The organism is Pantoea sp. App145, from assembly GCF_047947045.1.
Classification (GTDB): domain Bacteria; phylum Pseudomonadota; class Gammaproteobacteria; order Enterobacterales; family Enterobacteriaceae; genus Pantoea.
In genome coordinates this window covers 247,593-266,905 of record NZ_CP133293.1, presented here as the reverse complement: position 1 = coordinate 266,905, position 19,313 = coordinate 247,593, and the positions used below count along the sequence as shown (strand labels likewise).

Below are 19,313 nucleotides of genomic sequence, written 5' to 3'. Positions count from 1 at the left end.
TATCAAAAATTAACTGGCGGGTGATGTCAGTGCTTGATTCAGCCAATCGGGGTTTAACGTGGGTTCCGAGCGTAGTAAGCGTGCGGTGTAATCGTCATATGGCGGTGAAAGGACCGTGTCACGGAGACCGTGGCGAATCAATTTTCCGCGATGCATGATGGCAACCGAGTGGGCGATACTGCGCACTGTGGCAAGGTCATGGGTAATAAACAGCAGCGTTAATCCCTTATCTCGCTGTAGCTGCCGAAATAACGCCAGTACCCCCTTTGCTACCAGTGGATCGAGTGCCGAGGTTGGCTCATCACAAATCAGGATCTCTGGTTCAGATGCCAGTGCTCGTGCGATGGCGACGCGTTGCTTTTGACCGCCTGATAATTGCGCTGGGAAGCGATCGATCAACTCGGGTTCCAGTTCAACTTGTTTCAGCAAAGCGATAATTTGCTCACGCAGAGCGACTTTACCAGAACCATTCCGCCGTTTCAGACTTCGACCAATCAGTTCACTAACACGATGGCGCGGATTCAGCGCAGAGTCAGCATGCTGATAAATGTACTGTATTTTTTGTCGTTCTTGCGGGGTACGTTGTTCGCAGGTGAACGACAGGGGTGAATTGTCGAGCATTAACTTGCCTGAGCACGGGGTCTGAAGGCCAATCAGTGTTCGCGCAAGGGTTGATTTTCCGGAACCGGACTCGCCTACCAATGCCAGGGTTTGTCCGCGAGCAAGTGTAAGGCTCAGGTCCGAGAGCACGGGTTCGCCACTGCCATAGCCGACGGTTAAACCGGATAGTTCAAGGGCTGCAATCTCGGATTGCCGTTCTTCCGGTGGTTCAGCATGTCGGGCATTAATCAGTGCCCGGGTATAAGGGTGTTTTGCTGAACGGATAAGGTCAGCTGTTGAGCCATATTCAATTTGCTCGCCATTTCGCAATACTAACAGTGAATCGGCAACCTGCGAAACCACGGCGATATCATGTGAGATATACAAAGCCGCAGTTTTCGTCTGTTTAATCGTGTGGCGGATGGCTGCCAGCACATCAAGTTGTGTGGTGACGTCCAGCGCAGTGGTGGGTTCATCAAATACGATGATATCCGGTGATGGACAGAGTGCCAGCGCCGTCATTGCGCGCTGTAATTGCCCACCAGAAACCTGATGGGGGTAGCGTTTTGCAAATTGTTGCGGATGCGGCAGAGCAAGCAAAGTAAACAGTTCCAGCATCCGTTTATGCGCCGCGAGACGATCCAGTTTGCCGTGATAACAGGCCGCCTCAATCACCTGTTGACCTATCCTCATGGCCGGATTGAAGCTGCTACTGGCTGATTGAGCAACGTAGCAGATTTTTTTTCCCTGTTGCCGGGCCAGGTCTGAAACATCTTGAGGGTTATATTGTCTGTCCTGAAACATAATGTTGCCACTGACTGGGTACATTGAACCGCGATAATGGCCCATGACGGCCAGCCCGAGCGTCGATTTCCCGGCTCCTGACTCACCAATAATCCCCAGTACTTCGCCGTGACGCAGCTCAAATGTAACGTTGTTCACCAGTGTCTTCCGGCTATTGCCAATTGAAAGCTGGTTAGCACGTAAAATGCTTTTCTCAGTCACTGTACCTCCCGCTGCTGTAAGTGATTGCTGAGCGCATCCACCAGCAAATTCACGGCGATCACCAGAAGAGCAATAGCGATGGCAGGATAGAAAGCCGCACTGATGCCAAACAGAATGCCATCTTTATTTTCACGTACCAGACTTCCCCAGTCTGCATCTGGGGGTTGTATTCCCAGCCCCAGAAACGACAGCGTAGAAATGAACAGGATACTGTTGCCGAACTGAACTCCCCATTCAGCGAGAAGGGGGAGCTGAGCGTTAGGTAGCATCTCGCGTGTAACCCGAAACCAATGCGACTCACCTGCCAGACGTGCTGCCTCCATGTAGTCAGTGGCGGCGATATGGGTGGCCAGGCTGTAGCCCAGTCGATAAACGCGAGTTGCCAATACAACCACCAACACAATGATCAGCGACGCGTTGTTATGGGGTAAGACGGCCAGTGCGACTAGCGCAATAATTAATGATGGCAAGGACATAAAGAGATCATTAAGTCGCGAGATTATGGTTTCAAACCACCCTCCGATACTGACCGCCAGAAAACTCAATAGCGCACCGGAGAGTGTGGACAATATTGAAATGATCAGCGTAAACAGCAGTGTCAGTCGCGTACCATAAGCCAGCCGGGAGAACAGGTCGCGTCCGAGGCTGTCAGTGCCAAGCCAGTGAGTGGAGCTCATCGGTTGCCAGACTTCGCCGGCAATATCGTTGGGGCCATAAGGCGCAATCCACGGGACAGTGATGGCCAACATGGCAATAATGGTCAGCAAGATACTACCTACAATGGTTGAAATTGAAGGAGGGGCATACTTCATCGCGGCAACCTCATTCGGGGGTTTGCCAGCATCATCAGTATGTCCACCAGCAGGTTAAAAAGAATATAGATAGCGGCAAATACCAGCCCACATGCCTGAACGACCGGTATGTCACGTACCGTTACAGCATCCACCATATACTGGCCGACACCGGGATAGACGAAAATGACTTCAACGATCATGGCACCTACGATCAAGGCGGCAAGATTCATTGCAACAACAGTCAGAACCGGCGCAATAGCGTTGGGTAAGGCGTGTCGCCAAAGTATCCGTAGTGGCGGTAATCCTTTTAGTTTTGCGGTTTCCATCCACGGAGACTGCGTCACGGACATCAGTGCGCTACGAGCTGAACGCAACATGTTTGCCAGCACAGCAATAGTCAGTGTCAAAACCGGGAGCAGCATCGCAGCAAGTCTGTCAGACAGACTCATCCCATCATAAATAGTTGAGGGGAAGGTGGATATTCCGGCATGTACCACCAGCGTCATAATCAGCAGATAGCCAATAAAAAACTCTGGTAAAGAAAGCGCAACCAGTGAAATTAGCGTGATTATGCGATCGGGTAATCGGTGCAGATAACGCACCGCCAGTAACCCACCGATGATGGCCAGGGGAATTGCCAACAATGCAGAACAACCAGCAAGCCATAGTGAATTGCCCAGGCGATGCCACAGCTGTTTGCCGACATCCTGTTGTCCAGCCCACGAATGCCCAAAATCGCCCTGCAAAATCTGTAATGACCAGGAGATATAGCGTGTTATCAGTGGCCTATCCAGGCCCAGACTGTGTCGTACACTGGCTATTGTTTCAGGGGTGGCTGTCTTGCCTAGTGCGGTGGCAGCGTAGTCACCAGGTAAGAAATTTACCGCTATAAAAATGAGTAGTGAAACTCCCCACAACAATAGAACCGCCAATAACAAACGGTGCACCAGAGCATGCACCAGCGGATTTAGGGATGCCAGTAACGGCATCCTCATTTTTGAGTTATTCAGCACCATCAGCTATTCAGCCACACTCTGGCAATGACATGGCCATTGGAGAGATCGTTACCTACATCCTCAACGTAGCCTGACAGTTTTTTGCTGCTGGCATTCAGATAGTTATTGAATACTGGCAGTAGCGTACCCCCCTCATCACGCACGATAAGCGCGATATCGTGGTACAATTGAGCACGCTTAGCTTCATGTTCCTCTGCCCTGGCCAGTTTTAACAGGCTGGCAAATTGCGGATGAGAAAAGTGAGTTTCGTTGCTGGCAGAGGCTGGGCCGAGTTCAAGGGAGTAGATCAAATCCTGCGTCAGACGTGTCCCCCAGCTTGATACGCAGAACGGTTTGCTGCGCCAGACATTATTCCAATAACCATCGTCAGGCTGACGTCGAATATCAAGCTTAATACCGGCCTTCTGGGCACTAAGCTGGAAAAGTGTGGCGGCATCTATAGCACCCGGGAAAACGCCGTCGGCGACATCCAGGATAAGAGGTCCGGTATAACCTGATTTCTTATAGTGGAATGCCGCTTTTTCTGGGTCGTATTGGCGCTGGGGGATGTCGGATGGAAAGAGTGGATAGGCTTTGTTAACGGGAAAATCGTTCCCCACTGAACCAAATCCGCCCAAAACACGTTCCAGTATTTGCTCACGGTCAATGGCGTATTTCAGTGCCAGCCGAAGGTCATTGTTATTAAACGGTGGTGTATCTACCATCATTGGCAGAGTGTAATGCCCACGTCCTGGGGTGTTATACAGGGTCACTGGACCATTTTTTAATAGCGGAACGATCTTTGGATTGAGGCTATTGATAAAATGAACTTTTCCTGTTGATAAAGCGGCAACACGTGCCGTCGTGTCATTAATGGCGATGACCTCAGCGCTGGCGACATATCCTCGATTGGTGTCCCAGTCATTGGTGTTCTTCTCCAGTTGGGTATAGACACCGGGTTCGAATTTAACGATACGGTAAGGGCCGGTTCCAATACCTGCGTGCGGGTTATCATAGCCTCCTCCGGGTTGAATTTGCAGATTCCAGAGCGACAGAACCAATGGGAAATCGACATTGCTTTCCGTGAGCCTGATATCGACCTGGTCACCGTTTGCCGTGATTGAATCGATTGCTGACAAATAAGCAATAACACCTGAACGGAACTTAGGATCACGATGGCGGGTAATTGTTTTCACCACATCGTCTGCTGTCAGTGTTTGCCCGTTGTGAAATTGTACCCCTTTACGTAGTGTGAAAATCCAGCGTGAGGATTGTTCACTGGATACCCAACTTTCTGCAAGACCAGCAATCGCTTTACCACTATGAGGATCGGTTCTTACTAGTGTGTCACCCCATGCACAGCCGACTACCATCATATAGGAGCTTATCCAGCTAGCAGGATCAAGCTGGTCGGTGGTGGCTGCGCCATCAATACCGAGTTTAAGATGTCCACCTATTACGGGTATGTTGCCCTCAGCATATGCTTGTAGGCTCTGTCCGAGGCCACTGGCTGCCGCGCCAGCAGCCAGTGAAAACTTAATAAATTCCCGACGATTTAAAAAATGTGACATTTTTAATCCCTGTAATAAATATTTTTGTAGTGAATTGTTGATAAGGAATGTTGTTTTCAAATTTCGCTACGTGCATACCAACGTTCCCGAGCCAAAAAGCTTTTTACGCCAATATCCAGTAATGGTCGTGGTGGTAAATAGTTCGCTCGGCCCAGGGATGACATGTCGGATAAAAGAGGGTTGTCTTCTCCAAGAGCCTGCTCTGCAAGCAGACGACCAAAGGCGCTTTGTTTAGAAATCCCAGCACCGTTGCACCCTGCTGCGGAATATACATTCCGAGCGAGTTGTCCCCACACGGGTGCTCCGTTACGTGTAATGCTGATAAGACCAGACCAACTCCACGCCATATTCACTTCCCCGAGCTGAGGATATAGGCGGCTGAATAGCTGTTGATGCCGACGAGCGTGGATACCAGTTTCGACGGCGTTGGTGATCAGGTTTGGTGCGAAATTGACATGTTCACGAATCAGAAAGCGGTGATCTCGGGTATAGCGCAAAGTCGCGCCAGCCAATGCATTAACTGGCGTCAGACCCCAGGGACTGATTTCCCCCAGACGCTGGCGTTGTTGTAGTGTGAGTGGTTCAGTGAGGGTTGCAAAAGTAGACATTGCGAAGACACTACCCTTAACCAGAGGCAGGCCACGAGCGGCACCATTTATTGCCAGCATCAGCTTGTCAGCGCGTACTTCTCCATGGGGTGTAAAGGCATGAATGAGGCCCGAAGTTGAAATCTGTAATGCAGGTGAGTTGGCATAGATAGTCACATTTTCAGGCAAACTTGCTGCAAGACCTGCTACCAAAGCAGCAGGATTAACCAGAATACAATTTGGGGTATAAACCGCACGACGATAAAAATCTGTACCCAGTCGCTTTTTTAAATCATCTTTTTCCAGGAACTGATGATTTTCACCCAGCGAAGTCAACTCTTGTTGATAATTATCAATTTCACGGTCAAATTGTTGGCTGACTGCACAGTGATATTTCCCTGAATTCATCCAGTCACAATCAATATTGTGCTGGTGGACGGCTTGTTTCAGATGGTTGACACCATATTGTAGTAGCCGACGATAGGTGTTCGCGTGTTCCAGCTCGGCAGAAGAACTGCCAACCGTATGAGGCAGGTCTATCACAAAACCTGAGTTACGTGCCGAAGCATTATCAGCGATATTTATGGCATCGAGAATCACTACACTCTCATGGGGGCGCAGTTCCGCAATGCGTCGGGCAAACGCGAGTCCTGCATAGCCCGCCCCAATCACCAGCCAGTTTGCAGTTATTTTTCCACGTAATGAAGAAAAACGCGGAATTCGGTTATCTAATGCTGCCCAGCCATTTATGTTCTGGTCTAAAGGAAGGTGTTGAATGTTCATTTTTTATGTTTAATCAATCTGGCAGCCATCTGAGACAAGCCTGCCGACCCAATGGGGGCCTGGTAGATAAAGAATTAAGTATGTGAGAGATGATAATGAACCTGGGGAGAAATAGTCTAATGCTTAACGAGAATAAGTTAATGACAAACCAGGAAATGGGGGTAATGATGGACTGCTTTGCAAGCCAGATACCTGAGGGTAGGTGATTTTATATCGGATTTTTTACCATTTTATGATGGGGGATTTTCAAATTCAGAGAAGATTTTATTGGTAACTCTCATACAATGATGAGTTATTCTGCCAGATGGAACAAACCTGTATTATGTTTGATGAAGAGGTTGTTAGCATGGAATGCGAGGGTTATCTCGTGTATTGTAATTGGTGTGGAATACCATTTCAAAAAAGTAACCCTCAAATTTGCAGGGAGCAAGTCGACACGAATACAACAAACTACTAGTTGAAGATATGTTAAGTCTTAATTTAATGAATATAGAGGTGGTAATAAATAATTCATTATAAAAGGTTATTTATATAACTCTGCCGTCATATGTACATAATTATTATTGCTTGCCTCTGTAATTCTGTAATGCATACCTTTCTGTTGTGCTTTTTCTGCGATTTGAGCTTCTGCTCCATCAATAGTAGAGTCAATTGCAGTAATACTTTGAGCAAAACTTCCAAAAGAAACAAATGCAATTGCAGCAACTGAGGCCAATACGGTCTTTTTAATAGATGTCATAATATTATTCTCACTTGTGTAGGATTGAGATGTTGATTAACATGATTATAATAACCGACATTACTATTTGCAAGTTGATAATTAATGCTCATAATTTTGATGATTAATGCTATTCCTTGAGCTAACCAGGTACTAAAAACCTGGTTAGCTATACTCAGAAATTCTGAAGGTTAATTATGAATATGCGTTATTTACATGCATAGCTCTCTGCTTCATTAATATTACCCTTGCCCAGATAAATAGTACGTTTGGGCCATGCGCAAAGCGGTAACGTTCGAATAACCTTATTCTTAACTATTTTCTGAGCCATAACTTCTTGTGGTACCTTGTTTTTTTCAACCCATTTAACCAGTGCATCCATTCCCTGAATAGAATTCGGACCCTCACCACCTCGACAATGTTCAACTCCAGGTGCCAGATAGAGGCGTGCAAAACTTTGTGTGCTTTCCATTCCACCCATTGTGCTTATGAGGTTCTTATAATATTCAATCGTTCCTTTTGGAAAAATAAGTTGATCACTTAATCCATGCCATATAAGCAGTTTGCCACCTGATGCTTTAAAAGTGTTCAACTGAAGATTGTCGGTTGCGATGATCGGGGCAAAAATCTGTTTTGATAAGGAAAATAGATCTGTATATTCCTTATAATTTAGTGATTTCCAATCCCATTCAGGGTTATTCTGTAGCCATGACCCCAAATAATCTGTACTTATTGGAAATGCCATAGTTGCCAGAGTGAAAGGTGCGCCAGGTTCGAGTCCGTACCACAATTGCCTACCTTCAGGTGTTGTCGGACCAGCCCAAATTTTTCGGACAACAGCCATTTCCTGTGCACTAAATCCGGCACTTTTAAAGACGGCATCATCAACGCTAATTTTAAATGGGTCAGAAATAACCCCATCCTTTACTCCATCCTGTTGATCATACGTCGCGACTATTGCTGCATTTAATTTGCTTAATTTTTCATTGCTGATACTGCTGCCCAGTTCTTTTTGCATTACCAGTTTTGGCCAGAGTTCAGCCACGATAAATCGATCCCAATTTATGGCTGGTGCACCTGCATAGATTCCGTCATAATCATGCGGAAAACGCTGTGCTTCCATCAGGCCCTGACGCCCACCAGTTGAACAGCCATTCCAGTATGAGAAACTAATGGGCTTCTGATAATAAGCATGAATTATTGCTTTCGATTTGACGGTCATTTCATGTACAGCCCGCCATGCAAAATCATTCACAGCACCGTGATTGAGGCTATTATCTGCGTTGAGGACAAATTTACCGTTCAGTTGCGACCCTTCATGCCCGGTATCGGTTGATGCTGTTGCATAACCCTGTTTCAATGCCCGCCCCATAGCGTCATAAACGATGAATCCTGCATAACCGCCATTGCCTTCTGCCTGAAAGCGGTGATTCCAATTAGTAGCAGGTAACCAGACCTCGACTTTGATGGATGGTTTTATAGTAAGTGACACCCGACAGAATTCCGGTAAACCGTTAATTGTATTAGTCGTGCCACCACGCAATACATCGGCATTTTTACTTGCGGGAGTAAACGATCCTCGCAAATATTCTGTGTTATCAATAGTGGTATCGGGAATGGCTAATTTCATGAGATCATTACAGGCTACAACACCAGGTGTAGAAGCAACTGGAACTGGCTGTGGGGGCGAAATGGTATTTGCTTGTGCCAGCGAAGAAAATGACAAACCTGATAAAATTATTGCAAGGGAAACCACACTCCGGGAGGGGTAAGGTTTCATTGGTATTCTATTTTTATGCATAAAACTTCTCCATGGCTGAATAGATTTATTAACCGACAAGTGCCGGGTAGTTCATCTGGGGAATAAAAATCATTTCTTTAATTACAAAAGCCGTTTTTTGACCAGGTGTGAGCGGGTTCGTGAACATAGGAATGTGATAGCCTCTCATGCTGTAACCCAGGATGACCAATCAGTGTATCGTAAAGTACGCTGGGATTTTTATAGATAAGAGCTTTTATTAAAGTCAGATTAACGTCAGCTGGAGTGAGGTCACTCCAGTTCATGGGGCCGCTGATCCGCAGGGTACGGAATAACCATTGATAAAAATGATTTAGACTTCCTAACCTCGGAGAGGTGAAATTGGATGACCTTATAAGAAGTTTATTCAGAATCTCTCCGGTATGATAAAAATGACGATTATTATACCCAACGTCATCAACTACGCATACGTGCAAAGGAGAAACATAATTAATCCAACGCTGGTAAATATTCTGGGTATGTGGTTTTTTAGTAAAGATTTTCATTTTTCCTTGCGGGATATTAATGATTATTATACGTAATTTTACCGATTTCATTTATAATGGATTTTTTAATCTCCATAGACCCTATCATAAAAGCATGAAATGAGAAATTATTCAGGTGAAATAATAATATTATTATTTATGTGCTGATATTTAATGTTGGTGTTTCCATGCGTGAACAAATTTTATATATATTCCATGAGGTGGTGTTTTTCCTGATTTCTGCAGTCTTTATAACTGCAATGATGTTTTCAGTCTATATTGATGTTAACTGGATGCATAATGCGCTCCATGAAAATTCCCTAAGCGAAGTTCTACAGGAAGTTATATTGGCTTTGATTACGGGTATGTTTTTTGTAACATCAATTAATCGAATAGAAATACGCAGTGGATTAATACTAATTGGTGGCTTTTATGCCTGTATGTTGATACGGGAGCTTGACTTTTTATTTGATTATATAAAGCATGGCTGCTGGGTGTGGTTCGCTTTGTTTACTTCAGCAGTTTGTATAGTATTAGCACTGCGCTCGCCACAAAGCATTATGCGGGGGTTAGCAAAGTTCATTAGTCATCGCACATGGCTGATGTCAGCTACAGGTTTATTGATAGTGTTAGTATTTTCCCGATTATTTGGTATGCACCAACTCTGGCAAAATCTCATGCTTGATGGTTACAATCGGGTTGTAAAAAATATGGCAGAAGAAAGCTCAGAACTATTGGGTTATAGCTTTTGCTTTCTTGCTTCAGCGCGGTATTTGTGGCAAACACGAAGCCAGGAAAATGCTTCGCTTGCAAATGAAAAAGCAAAAGCATCACATGTTTTTTCTTAAGTTTTCTAATTATGGTTGGGATGGTTATCGGCAATGATTTTCTGTATATTTTATGGAATATAATCGAATAATTCATGCCAACCAAAATGTTTCTATGCTGTTTGAGGCTGGAATTATTCATGATTAGCCTGACTATTGGCTCATACGCACCGGCTATTCGGTGCATATACTTAAACTGCTTACCTTAATTATATGAGAAGGCGGAGCAATTGACCTCGAAGCCAGTGAAGAAAATGGCTGTGTTTCTATCCGGCAGCATACACCAATGGTGCTGAAAGTGGAATGCAGCAAGCCGCAGACACTGGAGTTAAAAAAGGAATTTCTGGCTGATGATACGTGTATTGATACGGTGGTGAAAATTGTTCAATTACTGGTTTCAAGGCGCTGAACCTCGACTACACATCATCTCAGCATGCTGAGAGAGGTTGATTACACCGAACAACAGTTGATTGAAAGCATCGGTGCCATTACCGAAATTTTGTTCGCCAATATGGTTAACCGCTTTAAGTATACTGAAATTGATTATCGCCCACTAAAACTGCTCTAAACAAATCCAGCTATAAAAATATTTTTCAACGTTGATCGTGCTGGATTCATCGCTTTCTCACCCAAACAAAAACTATCAATGATGAGCGTATGCACAGGTTTAGGAGAGCTACTAACACCGCATCCTGGTTTGTACTTGAACTTTCAGTATCAATTTTTAAAGTAAGAGGTTGGCTCAGAGTACAAAAGTAAATGGTTGATATCTTTGATAGACGGTTTGATTTTTTTATATGCAGGGTGAGTTGCTATTTCAGCATTTAATGCTGACCTGCCTTTATTTGCACTTTACGAGAAAACCGTTTATTGATTTTGTCATATTTTTACAGAGAGTGGCTGTACTACTATAATAATTATTTTATTAGCGTTCTTAACACTTGCCTTGGTAAAGTCCAGGGCTTTTTTCATTTTATGAAATAGCATTTTCCGGTAATACCAATATTGGAAGGATGGTGACATCACAAAGCTATCATTTATCCTACTGCTTTTCGATTTGTTCGGCATCTTCAATGAGCTAACCAGTTATTTTTAATAATAAGTTCCATCCAGGTATATAACCGGTACTCATTGTTATTTTTTGTTCTTGTTACCATTTTATATTTGAAAGAGCACCATATGACAATCCCATCAATACTCTAATATGCAACATTGAACCTCCTCCTGAGAGGTAATCCCTTATTGAAAGATCACCTTTTAATTGACCGGAGTTTCCGGTCTTTTTTTGGTAAGATTAAACATGTATTGGTAATGCTTATTCTGCCTCTATGGAATAATAGAAAAGATTCGTCTAATAATGATTGTAACTTTTTTTCCTAAAACACGTTAATCCGTTCGCTATCTTTAATGGTCTTTTTAGCTGTTTAATACATATCAACTATACTTTAAATATTGAAGCGAACTGTTAAAGCTGCTTAATATCCGTAATTTTCTTTAAAAAATACGAGGACTCTCTTTTATTATATTTTTCATCCAGTTGTAGATTGTCGGAAATATCAAAGGTAATAAAATCAATATGATTCTAGATGGGATTTATGTTAGAGGGGTTATTAATTTTTCTTGTTGGTTTGTTCTAAAAGCACTCTTAAGATAAGATTATAGATACACTGGTTGAAGAGCCAAAAGGTATTTGGATAAGAAAAATAACAACTTATGAGAGTTTGCTAGAATCAAGAAATTTTGTCTCAGTAATATGAAAGATACCACGCTCACTGTGGCTGTGGAAATTATTTAACCAATCAGATTTTACTCAAATAACCTTGAAAGGTATTCAGGGTCGCGTATAGTTCTTCCGTAGTGATTAATTCCCCCCTCCTACCTGTCGCAACGTGCTTTATGATGAAGCCCGGTGTTAACATCCTGAACGATTGTCCGGGAAAATACCTGGTCATATCGGCCTTACTTAACCCTGAACAAAAGTAATGTATGATCTGAAAACACGATAATTACCTTGAAAGTAATCGAAAGTGATTGATCTATTTGCGGCGGAATCTGCCACAGACTTCAGCCAGAATCAAGAGCGGACATATGAATATATACATTAAATTAGCGAATTATAGAGCAATGTCTGAAGTGTATTCAACGGTGCGTGCTGCGGTTCCTGCATTGCTTCAACCGGTAAAAGGTATGTTTGTTCCAGCATAAATTGACCGCCAATGGCGGCATGAGTCGTCTCATCTGGAAAAAACATTAAACTGCTAGCGGAAGGAAATTCGATCGCGATATGAGGGCAGTTTTTCAAATAATCAGGTTCTGCTTCCATTGCATCCTGAAGTTGAAATATCAAATGGTGATGATGACTACGAAGGATTTTTAATATTACGAATGTGTATAGCAGTCTGCTAAGTAATGGAGAATAGCCTTTAAGGCGTGGGAGAAATCGTTGTGCAAGTGTTGGAAATGTTTCCCCGACCCGGCCCAAACGATTGTTTGGTTAGTTGTCATTATAAGTATTTATCATCGTAAAATGGTCTCCGGAATTTAGCATCTTATTTTTACGCTCTCTTTATTTTAATGTGTGGGGTATGTATTTATAGAAGGTGGTCTGATTTAGCAGGATTTGATAATTTTTTCCGTATGAACTACATCATAGTATTTTTTTGACCGGAAAAACATGTGCTATAGATGATGTTGCAAAATGCGATAATGGTAGTTTTTTATTTTTTATATCTAGCAATAGGATTAGTTAAATATGTTTTCATTTGATATTAAAATTTATAAATTCGAAGCTGAACATCTAGTAATTGGGGTGTTATTGTATGTCATGGTTTATTTTATCAGTCGTTATGTGATATTTAGATTGATTTTTCGATTTCTGTTTCATTCTCTGAAGAATAAAAATAGAGAATATTCGGAGAGAGAGAAACGAATCATCAGAAGAGCTTCTCTTTTTGTGCCTTCGTTAATCGTCTGGTTATTGGTGTCAAGTGACTGTTTATTGACACTCACTATTCGTGAAATCATTCAATCTTCGTGTAGTATTGTCATGATACTTTCTTTTTTTCTCGTCATTAATGAGATTTTGGAGGGTACGCTAAATAAACATGAGCAAAATAATCACATCGGCTCTCATCGGTCAATAAAAGGATATATACAAATAGCAAAAATATTTAACGGTAGTGTTGCAGTTATTCTTATCATTGCAATACTTTCTAATAAATCACCTGTTATTGTATTGTCAAGTCTGGGGGCTGTTGCAGCGGTTTTGATGTTGATTTTTCAGCATACGATCATCTCTTTAGTTGCCAACATCCAGGTTTCATCATCGAATATATTGCGGATAGGTGATTGGATACAAGTTCCTCAATATGGCATTGATGGTGTGGTAATAGATATTGCATTGCATACAATCACATTAAAAAACTGGGATAATACTATTTCTCGCGTTCCTACTAAAACATTTATCACCGAAAATTACATCAATTGGAGGACGATGTATGAATTGGGTGGGAGACGGATAAAAAGGACACTGTTCATAGACCAATCATCAATCGAATTCTTGTCAGAAAAACATAAGGATCTTCTCAATGAATTAACCGGACGGTCCCATGAGATGAAAGTTGCCTGTGAACATATTCGCATGAGGATTAATGAATCTAACAATCATGATATGACTAACCTTGGGCTTTTTCGTGATTATATCAGGCAATATCTTCACTCTAATGAGAGAGTAAAAACGGACATGACATTACTCGTGAGGACGCTTGATGCCCAACCTTATGGGTTACCTTTGGAAATATATTGTTTCTGTTCCACAACACAATGGTCATGGTATGAGGAGATCTCGGCATCTTTAGTCGAACATATTTACGCGATGGCGAAATTTTTTGGTATTACTATCTATCAAGAAAATGGAATAAATTATGTGACATCTGTAAATGTTTTTAAGGAGAGGCAGCTGCGCATGTGAATATTATTTATTTTTAACATCGAACTTCTGCCCTTTTTTGGATGTAGAGTAGAATGTATTTATCTATAATCTCAACTCGTCGAGCAGGCATACTCCTTGACAACTACTATTAACCTGCTTGATTCATTTATGGTATCTATTCACGGTGCCATTTCAGCAAGCGCGATAAGGTGAACTTAAATGGCCCATCTGGTCATATTATCTCCGACAGAAGTTTTATCAACTATCGTCTTATCTTGAGTTTAAATTATTCTGGCTGGCACCGGTAGATTGTATCGGCAAGGCTCTGGACTAACACCTTGGAATTAAGACCTTCTGTACTGCTTGTTGAGGATATGGTTCTGGCTAATTCGCACGCTTTTATCACTGGAAAGCATGTCCTGAGTCCGGGACCTCTGCCTTAATGTCTTATACCCGCGATAAGAACAATTGCGTTCTCAACCAGGAAAGGCAGGAAACCGGTTCCACCATCAGTGCTTGAGGCGATTTGGCCATGCATGCCGAGCATGGTCTGACGCTGATCATCGCCGATGAGATGGACCACGATGTCAGTATCACACAGAAGAAAAAACCCGGCCTGAGCGGCACCGGCGGGATAGGATTCACGGTGGTGAGTACGAAGCAGAAACTCACCAGTGACGACACCATCAACGTGAAGAAAGGCAGCGTAGCCGGGAGCAGTGCGGGCAGTCTGACGCTGGAGGCGGGGAACGACGCGTTTCTCCATGGCAGCGACGTGGTGGCCGATCAGGACCTGATTATTCAAGGCCGTGAGGTGGCCGTTACCTCTACAGAAAACAGCCATACCGTACTCAATAAAACCGAGAAAAGTCATGCCATTTGACTATCTAACACATTCCTGGCTTTCTTCACGCTATGGTTTGACTGATCCAGTTTCCCTTCCTGAATATGAACATCACTATCAACGGCCCAGGAGTGTCTGGAGTGCCAGCAGCGGTTTATTATCGACATTTTGCTCACTGATTAGTTTAATATTAATGCTATTGTTCAACTATTGATGAATGTATGTCATCAAAAATAAACTTGCTCTTGCAGAACACAGCGCCGGGAACTTTGGTGTTGCAGCCCTGGTTGACAAAAATGGCATCAGTCCGTCTTTAGCCAATAAGTATATGCACAGCAACTGGTTACAAAAGTTGCGTGCTGGGGGATATGTGCGAAGCGGGCATGAACCTCTGTGGAGTGATGCCATTCTGTGCTTACAAAATCAGCTGGAAATTTCTGTGCATCTGGCCGGACTCACTACCCTGGCCTATCAGGGGCGCTCTCATTATCTTCATTCAACGCCTCAGGCAATTAGGCTTTGTGTAGAAGATAAAGCTTCATTACCAAAATGGTTCAAAGGATTTCCCAATGTCGAATGGCTTTTACTTTCGAATCAGAAGCTCAATATACATGATGAAAAGTAGCTGACAGAGGTAGAAATTAAGGGTGAGCGTTTCAAAGTGATTGTGCCTGAATTAGCTGCATACGAGATTGTTAATGCGGTCCCAGGGTTGCTTTTATTTGAACAGGCTGGAGAGTTGTTTCAGGGCTAGGTAAATCTGAGTCCACGTAAAGTCGCAATGTTGTTGCAATCCAGTCGAGCAGTTCAAACTAACCGTCTTTACCTTTTTATGGTCGAACATTACGGCCATGCGTGGGTTAACCGCATAGATAAATCCAGCATTGATTTGGGTGCTGGGAAACGACAGATCGTATCTGGTGGCAAGTTGGACCAAAAATATCAGAACACTGTTCCAGAAAGTTTTGTTATCAAAGGGTCCTCATATGGATAAGCAATCACCTTATTATCGGCAAGTTACGTTGTTGCTCAGTGCATTACCTGTCGTGGCATCAGAACCATGCTTTGCATTAAAAGGTGGAACTGCCATCAATTTATTTGTCTGTGATTTTCCACCTTTATCGGTTGATATTGATTAGTCCTACATTCCACTGGAGAGCAGAGATGTGGTATTGCCAAATGTTCGGGCTGCTTTGATGCGCATTGCTGTAATACTGCAACAACAGACTGGTATTGCAGCAGTGTGGAGGCCTTCGAAAGGCCTCACCGTGTGGAGTGAGCCCGTTTCCACAGAATGGTGTCAAAAGTTCTGGGTCAGAACCGCCGGTCAAAGCGCTGAAATCCGGGATGACGATGTAGACACCCCATGTGTCCAGCCGCATTCACTGCCCAGGTGCGTACCGGGGCAAGCTCTGCAACATCTACTTTGTAGCCAAAGACCTGTTTGCCCAATTCAGCCTGCGCCGCATCAATCTCATTGCATTTCATGCACAGAAAGTGATATTGAACCTTCAGATAAAAATGCTTCAGCAATGGCCCGACCAATACCTCATGTCATACTACTGAGTAAGATTTCTTCGCATTCATTAAACCCAAATCCATATAGGCCATCTGTCCGTCACTGAGATTGAGCCATTACCCGGAGGTTAATCGAAACAGGAAGTGAACCTGGCGATCCGCGCAAGACCAATACCGGGAACGAGACATAATGATGAATTTATAGCGCAAAATGTGTACCAAGCATTTAGTAACTAAAATCTTTCAATTTGGATTTCTTATTGGAACCAAATATTCGCATGAAATGAATGATGGAAGCTCTTTTGTGTTTCGTGATTGATCCGTACTATACCTCTCGATGTCATATCCTTTCCTCTTTATCAGACCTAAAGAAGGTAAATGCGTGTGATAGATAGTTAATATGAATCTTTGAAATTCTGAAGAAGGACCATTATAATTAAACTTTACATAATGACCTCTCTCAATTTTAATTTTATCTAAATTTGTAGTGCCGTTGAATGAATCATTTTCAATTGCACCTATTGCATAAAAAAGCTCCTGCTCATCGAATGCATTTTCACCTGGTATCGCTATGTGGAGGCCATATAATTTTCCAGGGAGATGAGGCCGTTTTTCAATAATTTCCTTCCATAATGATTCTCTTATTATAGTTCGGGACTCGTTGAAAGAATCTAATGTACTTTTATATTTTCCTGAGAATGCATAAATGCTAATGTCATCAATGATGGAAAATGAGAATTGAAGCGGGAACTGTTTAGAAAGAGTGATTGGTGGATGTATTCCTTTTGCATCCCAGTCTTCCGATTTTCTGTAACGAGAGGGTGTCTCTCTAAATTGTTTCTTAAAGGCTCTGGTAAAAGACTGTTGGGACTCAAATTGATATACAGCAGATATGTCCAGAATTGAGCGGCTGGTCAGACGTAATGCAATTGCAGATCTAGATAATCTTCTCCCGCGTACATATGTTCCTACACTTTGCCCAGTAATTTCTTTGAACATGCGTTGCAAATGCCATTTTGAATAGCCTGATTTGTAAGCAATATGATCAATGCTTAAAGGCGTTGTTAAGTTGTTTTCTATCCAAACAAGCAATGAATGCATAAAGCTATGATATTCCATTGAGATACCCCACATGGTTATTTGCTCATTTATGATTGATTAAATGTCAAGACATTCTCATACAACCATTGCAAAATTTTCTGTCTCTAGCTTTTTCAGGCACAAATTTTGATATAATTTTCTTATTGGAAATTACTGTAATGTCAGTAGATGGTATTAAAGTTAGCGCCTGATTTTCTATTCATAGAATAGTTGATTTAATACAGAAATTGGCCTTTCCTTTTGGTAATGGTCGTGATTTACCAGTTCGCTGAATGGCAACATAAATAAACTCGGCCTCAGTAGCGCAATATGTTTTTCCAATTGGTTCTGAAGCGACTTTTTTTACCCATACTTCGACATGAATTGATATAGAACTAGTGCCAGTCCTTACACAGCGAGCATAACAACTGACAACGTCTCCCACAGCAACGGGTTTTAAAAAGCTCATAGCATCGACACGAACCGTCACGACACGCCCCTCCGCGATCTCCTTCGCTTTTATGGCTCCACCCATATCCATTTGAGACATAATCCAGCCACCAAATATATCGCCATTGGCGTTGGTGTCGGCTGGCATTGCAAGGGTACGTAATACCATGTCGCCCTGGGGCGACTTGAATTTTTCAATCATAAGCTAATCCCTATTCGAAGATTAAAGAGTCGTGTTTGAATACTTAGAACATTCAGGGAAATAATTCATTAACAATAAATCATTAGTTAAAAGTATGAAACATACATGAATTATGATGTAAAGGCTTTATTTTATAATTAAAGTCAATTATATTTCACAATGTGTTAACACAATATATACATAAAGAATTAATTTTTTGATAATAAATGCTTGTGACATCTGTGATGTATTTTCAAGATCCTTTATTTTGAGTTAAGTGCTAATGCAGTCGTATTTTTATTTCACAGATTAATTATTTATTTCCAAATGAAACTAAGTGAATTGGTTTGTGTTGTTTGATTGATTTTGGACTTATCTATTTCGGTAGTTGAATGAGTTTAAACGCGGGGAACCTTGGCTGTGCATCATTTCAGCCTGTTGAGAAAGGCGAATTATACTGATCAGCAGGTGATTAAAATCATCGGTGCTGTTACCGCAATTTTGTTCACTAACATGGTTAACTGCGTTCGCGGCATCGAAATTGATTTCACCTCAATAGATATGCTTTTAAATTGATTTTTCTATAAACTGTTCTTTCGGCATTCATCGGGCTGGACTCATATCTTTCTCGCCGAAATTAAATCTATCAATGATGAACCCAGGCACTGGTTGGAGAAAGTTCTAAATATTGCATACCGGTTTTTAATTGAAGGTCCAGCATCAATTTTTAATTAACTGGTTGTTTCAAATCAAGAAAGAAAATGATTGATGCATATGGGACTTGTTTTTATGATATGTAGGGTGAATTACTATTTTATAATTTAATGCTTAATTAGTCTTCCTTAGCACTTAACGAAAAAAATGTATCTTAATTTTATCATATTTTTTCCTGTGATTGACCGTACTACTATAATAGCTACTTTATTCGCATTCCTAACACTTGTCCTGGCATTAATCCAGGACTTTTTTTTATAATTTTTAATTAATAGCACTTTACGACAATACCAGCATTAGGGATGTAGTACCATCAAAACGCTATCATTTATCCTCATGTGTCTTGGATTGGCCGGTATCCCCAACGAACTAACCGGCTTTTCTTTCATAATAATCGCTATCCCTATATTTAATCGACACTTGTTGTCGATT

General features: G+C 42.3%; 15 protein-coding genes and 2 pseudogenes. 6 read left to right on the top strand and 11 right to left on the bottom strand.

All coding sequences use genetic code 11. The features are described 5' to 3' along the window. Nucleotides 1-9 precede the first annotated feature (9 nt). The 7 genes from RCF31_RS26055 to RCF31_RS26025 all read right to left on the bottom strand — a co-directional run bounded on the left by RCF31_RS26055 (nucleotide 10) and on the right by RCF31_RS26025 (nucleotide 8,854). On the bottom strand, nucleotides 10-1,605 hold the full coding sequence (locus tag RCF31_RS26055) for an ABC transporter ATP-binding protein (protein WP_416414224.1): 1,596 nt from the start codon (nucleotides 1,603-1,605) through the stop codon (nucleotides 10-12). Next, nucleotides 1,602-2,417, bottom strand: a complete 816-nt coding sequence (locus tag RCF31_RS26050) for an ABC transporter permease (protein ID WP_416414223.1) — start codon at nucleotides 2,415-2,417, stop codon at nucleotides 1,602-1,604. The genes RCF31_RS26055 and RCF31_RS26050 overlap by 4 nt, the downstream gene beginning before the upstream one ends. Continuing rightward, complete coding sequence (locus tag RCF31_RS26045; protein WP_416414222.1) at nucleotides 2,414-3,415, bottom strand: ABC transporter permease; 1,002 nt, start codon at nucleotides 3,413-3,415, stop codon at nucleotides 2,414-2,416. Before RCF31_RS26045 ends, RCF31_RS26050 begins: the two co-directional genes overlap by 4 nt. Beyond that, nucleotides 3,415-4,965 (bottom strand): ABC transporter substrate-binding protein, encoded by a 1,551-nt coding sequence (locus RCF31_RS26040; protein WP_416414543.1) that lies wholly within the window; start codon nucleotides 4,963-4,965, stop codon nucleotides 3,415-3,417. Before RCF31_RS26040 ends, RCF31_RS26045 begins: the two co-directional genes overlap by 1 nt. A 56-nt stretch (nucleotides 4,966-5,021) precedes the next feature. Beyond that, on the bottom strand, nucleotides 5,022-6,335 hold the full coding sequence (locus RCF31_RS26035) for an NAD(P)/FAD-dependent oxidoreductase (RefSeq protein WP_416414221.1): 1,314 nt from the start codon (nucleotides 6,333-6,335) through the stop codon (nucleotides 5,022-5,024). A gap of 523 nt (nucleotides 6,336-6,858) precedes the next feature. Further along, complete coding sequence (locus RCF31_RS26030; protein WP_416414220.1) at nucleotides 6,859-7,074, bottom strand: YdgH/BhsA/McbA-like domain containing protein; 216 nt, start codon at nucleotides 7,072-7,074, stop codon at nucleotides 6,859-6,861. 187 nt (nucleotides 7,075-7,261) lie between these two features. After that, nucleotides 7,262-8,854: a tannase/feruloyl esterase family alpha/beta hydrolase gene (locus RCF31_RS26025; protein WP_416414219.1), complete on the bottom strand. Its 1,593-nt coding sequence runs from the start codon at nucleotides 8,852-8,854 to the stop codon at nucleotides 7,262-7,264. Nucleotides 8,855-9,524: 670 nt separating this feature from the next. On the opposite strand from RCF31_RS26025, the gene RCF31_RS26020 reads away from it, so the two are divergent. Together RCF31_RS26020 and RCF31_RS26015 are read left to right on the top strand one after the other, a co-directional pair. Beyond that, on the top strand, nucleotides 9,525-10,184 hold the full coding sequence (locus RCF31_RS26020; protein ID WP_416414218.1) for a hypothetical protein: 660 nt from the start codon (nucleotides 9,525-9,527) through the stop codon (nucleotides 10,182-10,184). Between the two features lie 412 nt (nucleotides 10,185-10,596). Beyond that, the gene (locus RCF31_RS26015; protein WP_416414217.1) at nucleotides 10,597-10,731 is read left to right on the top strand and encodes a hypothetical protein; all 135 of its coding nucleotides are present in this window, start codon (nucleotides 10,597-10,599) and stop codon (nucleotides 10,729-10,731) included. Nucleotides 10,732-12,264: 1,533 nt separating this feature from the next. Here the strand turns inward: RCF31_RS26015 and RCF31_RS26010 are convergent. Continuing rightward, nucleotides 12,265-12,645 carry a Kdo hydroxylase family protein gene (locus tag RCF31_RS26010; protein WP_416414216.1) on the bottom strand — a complete coding sequence of 127 codons (381 nt, stop codon included), beginning with the start codon at nucleotides 12,643-12,645 and terminating at the stop codon, nucleotides 12,265-12,267. Nucleotides 12,646-12,915: 270 nt separating this feature from the next. Between RCF31_RS26010 and RCF31_RS26005 the strand changes: the two genes are divergently transcribed. From RCF31_RS26005 to RCF31_RS25990, 4 genes and pseudogenes are all read left to right on the top strand, one after another. Continuing rightward, a complete protein-coding gene (locus RCF31_RS26005; RefSeq protein ID WP_416414215.1) occupies nucleotides 12,916-14,133 on the top strand; it encodes a mechanosensitive ion channel family protein in 1,218 nt (405 codons plus the stop codon). 493 nt (nucleotides 14,134-14,626) lie between these two features. Continuing rightward, nucleotides 14,627-14,977, top strand: coding sequence for a hypothetical protein (locus RCF31_RS26000; protein WP_416414214.1), 351 nt, complete (start codon nucleotides 14,627-14,629; stop codon nucleotides 14,975-14,977). Between the two features lie 182 nt (nucleotides 14,978-15,159). Further along, nucleotides 15,160-15,932 (top strand): annotated as a pseudogene (locus RCF31_RS25995) (type IV toxin-antitoxin system AbiEi family antitoxin domain-containing protein). Then, nucleotides 15,925-16,144 (top strand): annotated as a pseudogene (locus tag RCF31_RS25990) (nucleotidyl transferase AbiEii/AbiGii toxin family protein); the annotation flags it as partial. The pseudogenes RCF31_RS25995 and RCF31_RS25990, both read left to right, overlap by 8 nt. Before the next feature lie 108 nt (nucleotides 16,145-16,252). Here the strand turns inward: RCF31_RS25990 and RCF31_RS25985 are convergent. The 3 genes from RCF31_RS25985 to yciA form a co-directional block, all read right to left on the bottom strand. Beyond that, nucleotides 16,253-16,471, bottom strand: a complete 219-nt coding sequence (locus tag RCF31_RS25985) for a hypothetical protein (protein WP_416414560.1) — start codon at nucleotides 16,469-16,471, stop codon at nucleotides 16,253-16,255. A 228-nt stretch (nucleotides 16,472-16,699) separates the two neighbouring features. Next, complete coding sequence (locus RCF31_RS25980) at nucleotides 16,700-17,575, bottom strand: helix-turn-helix domain-containing protein (protein ID WP_416414213.1); 876 nt, start codon at nucleotides 17,573-17,575, stop codon at nucleotides 16,700-16,702. 181 nt (nucleotides 17,576-17,756) lie between these two features. After that, complete coding sequence (gene yciA / locus RCF31_RS25975) at nucleotides 17,757-18,188, bottom strand: acyl-CoA thioester hydrolase YciA (protein WP_416414212.1); 432 nt, start codon at nucleotides 18,186-18,188, stop codon at nucleotides 17,757-17,759. Nucleotides 18,189-19,313 lie beyond the last annotated feature (1,125 nt).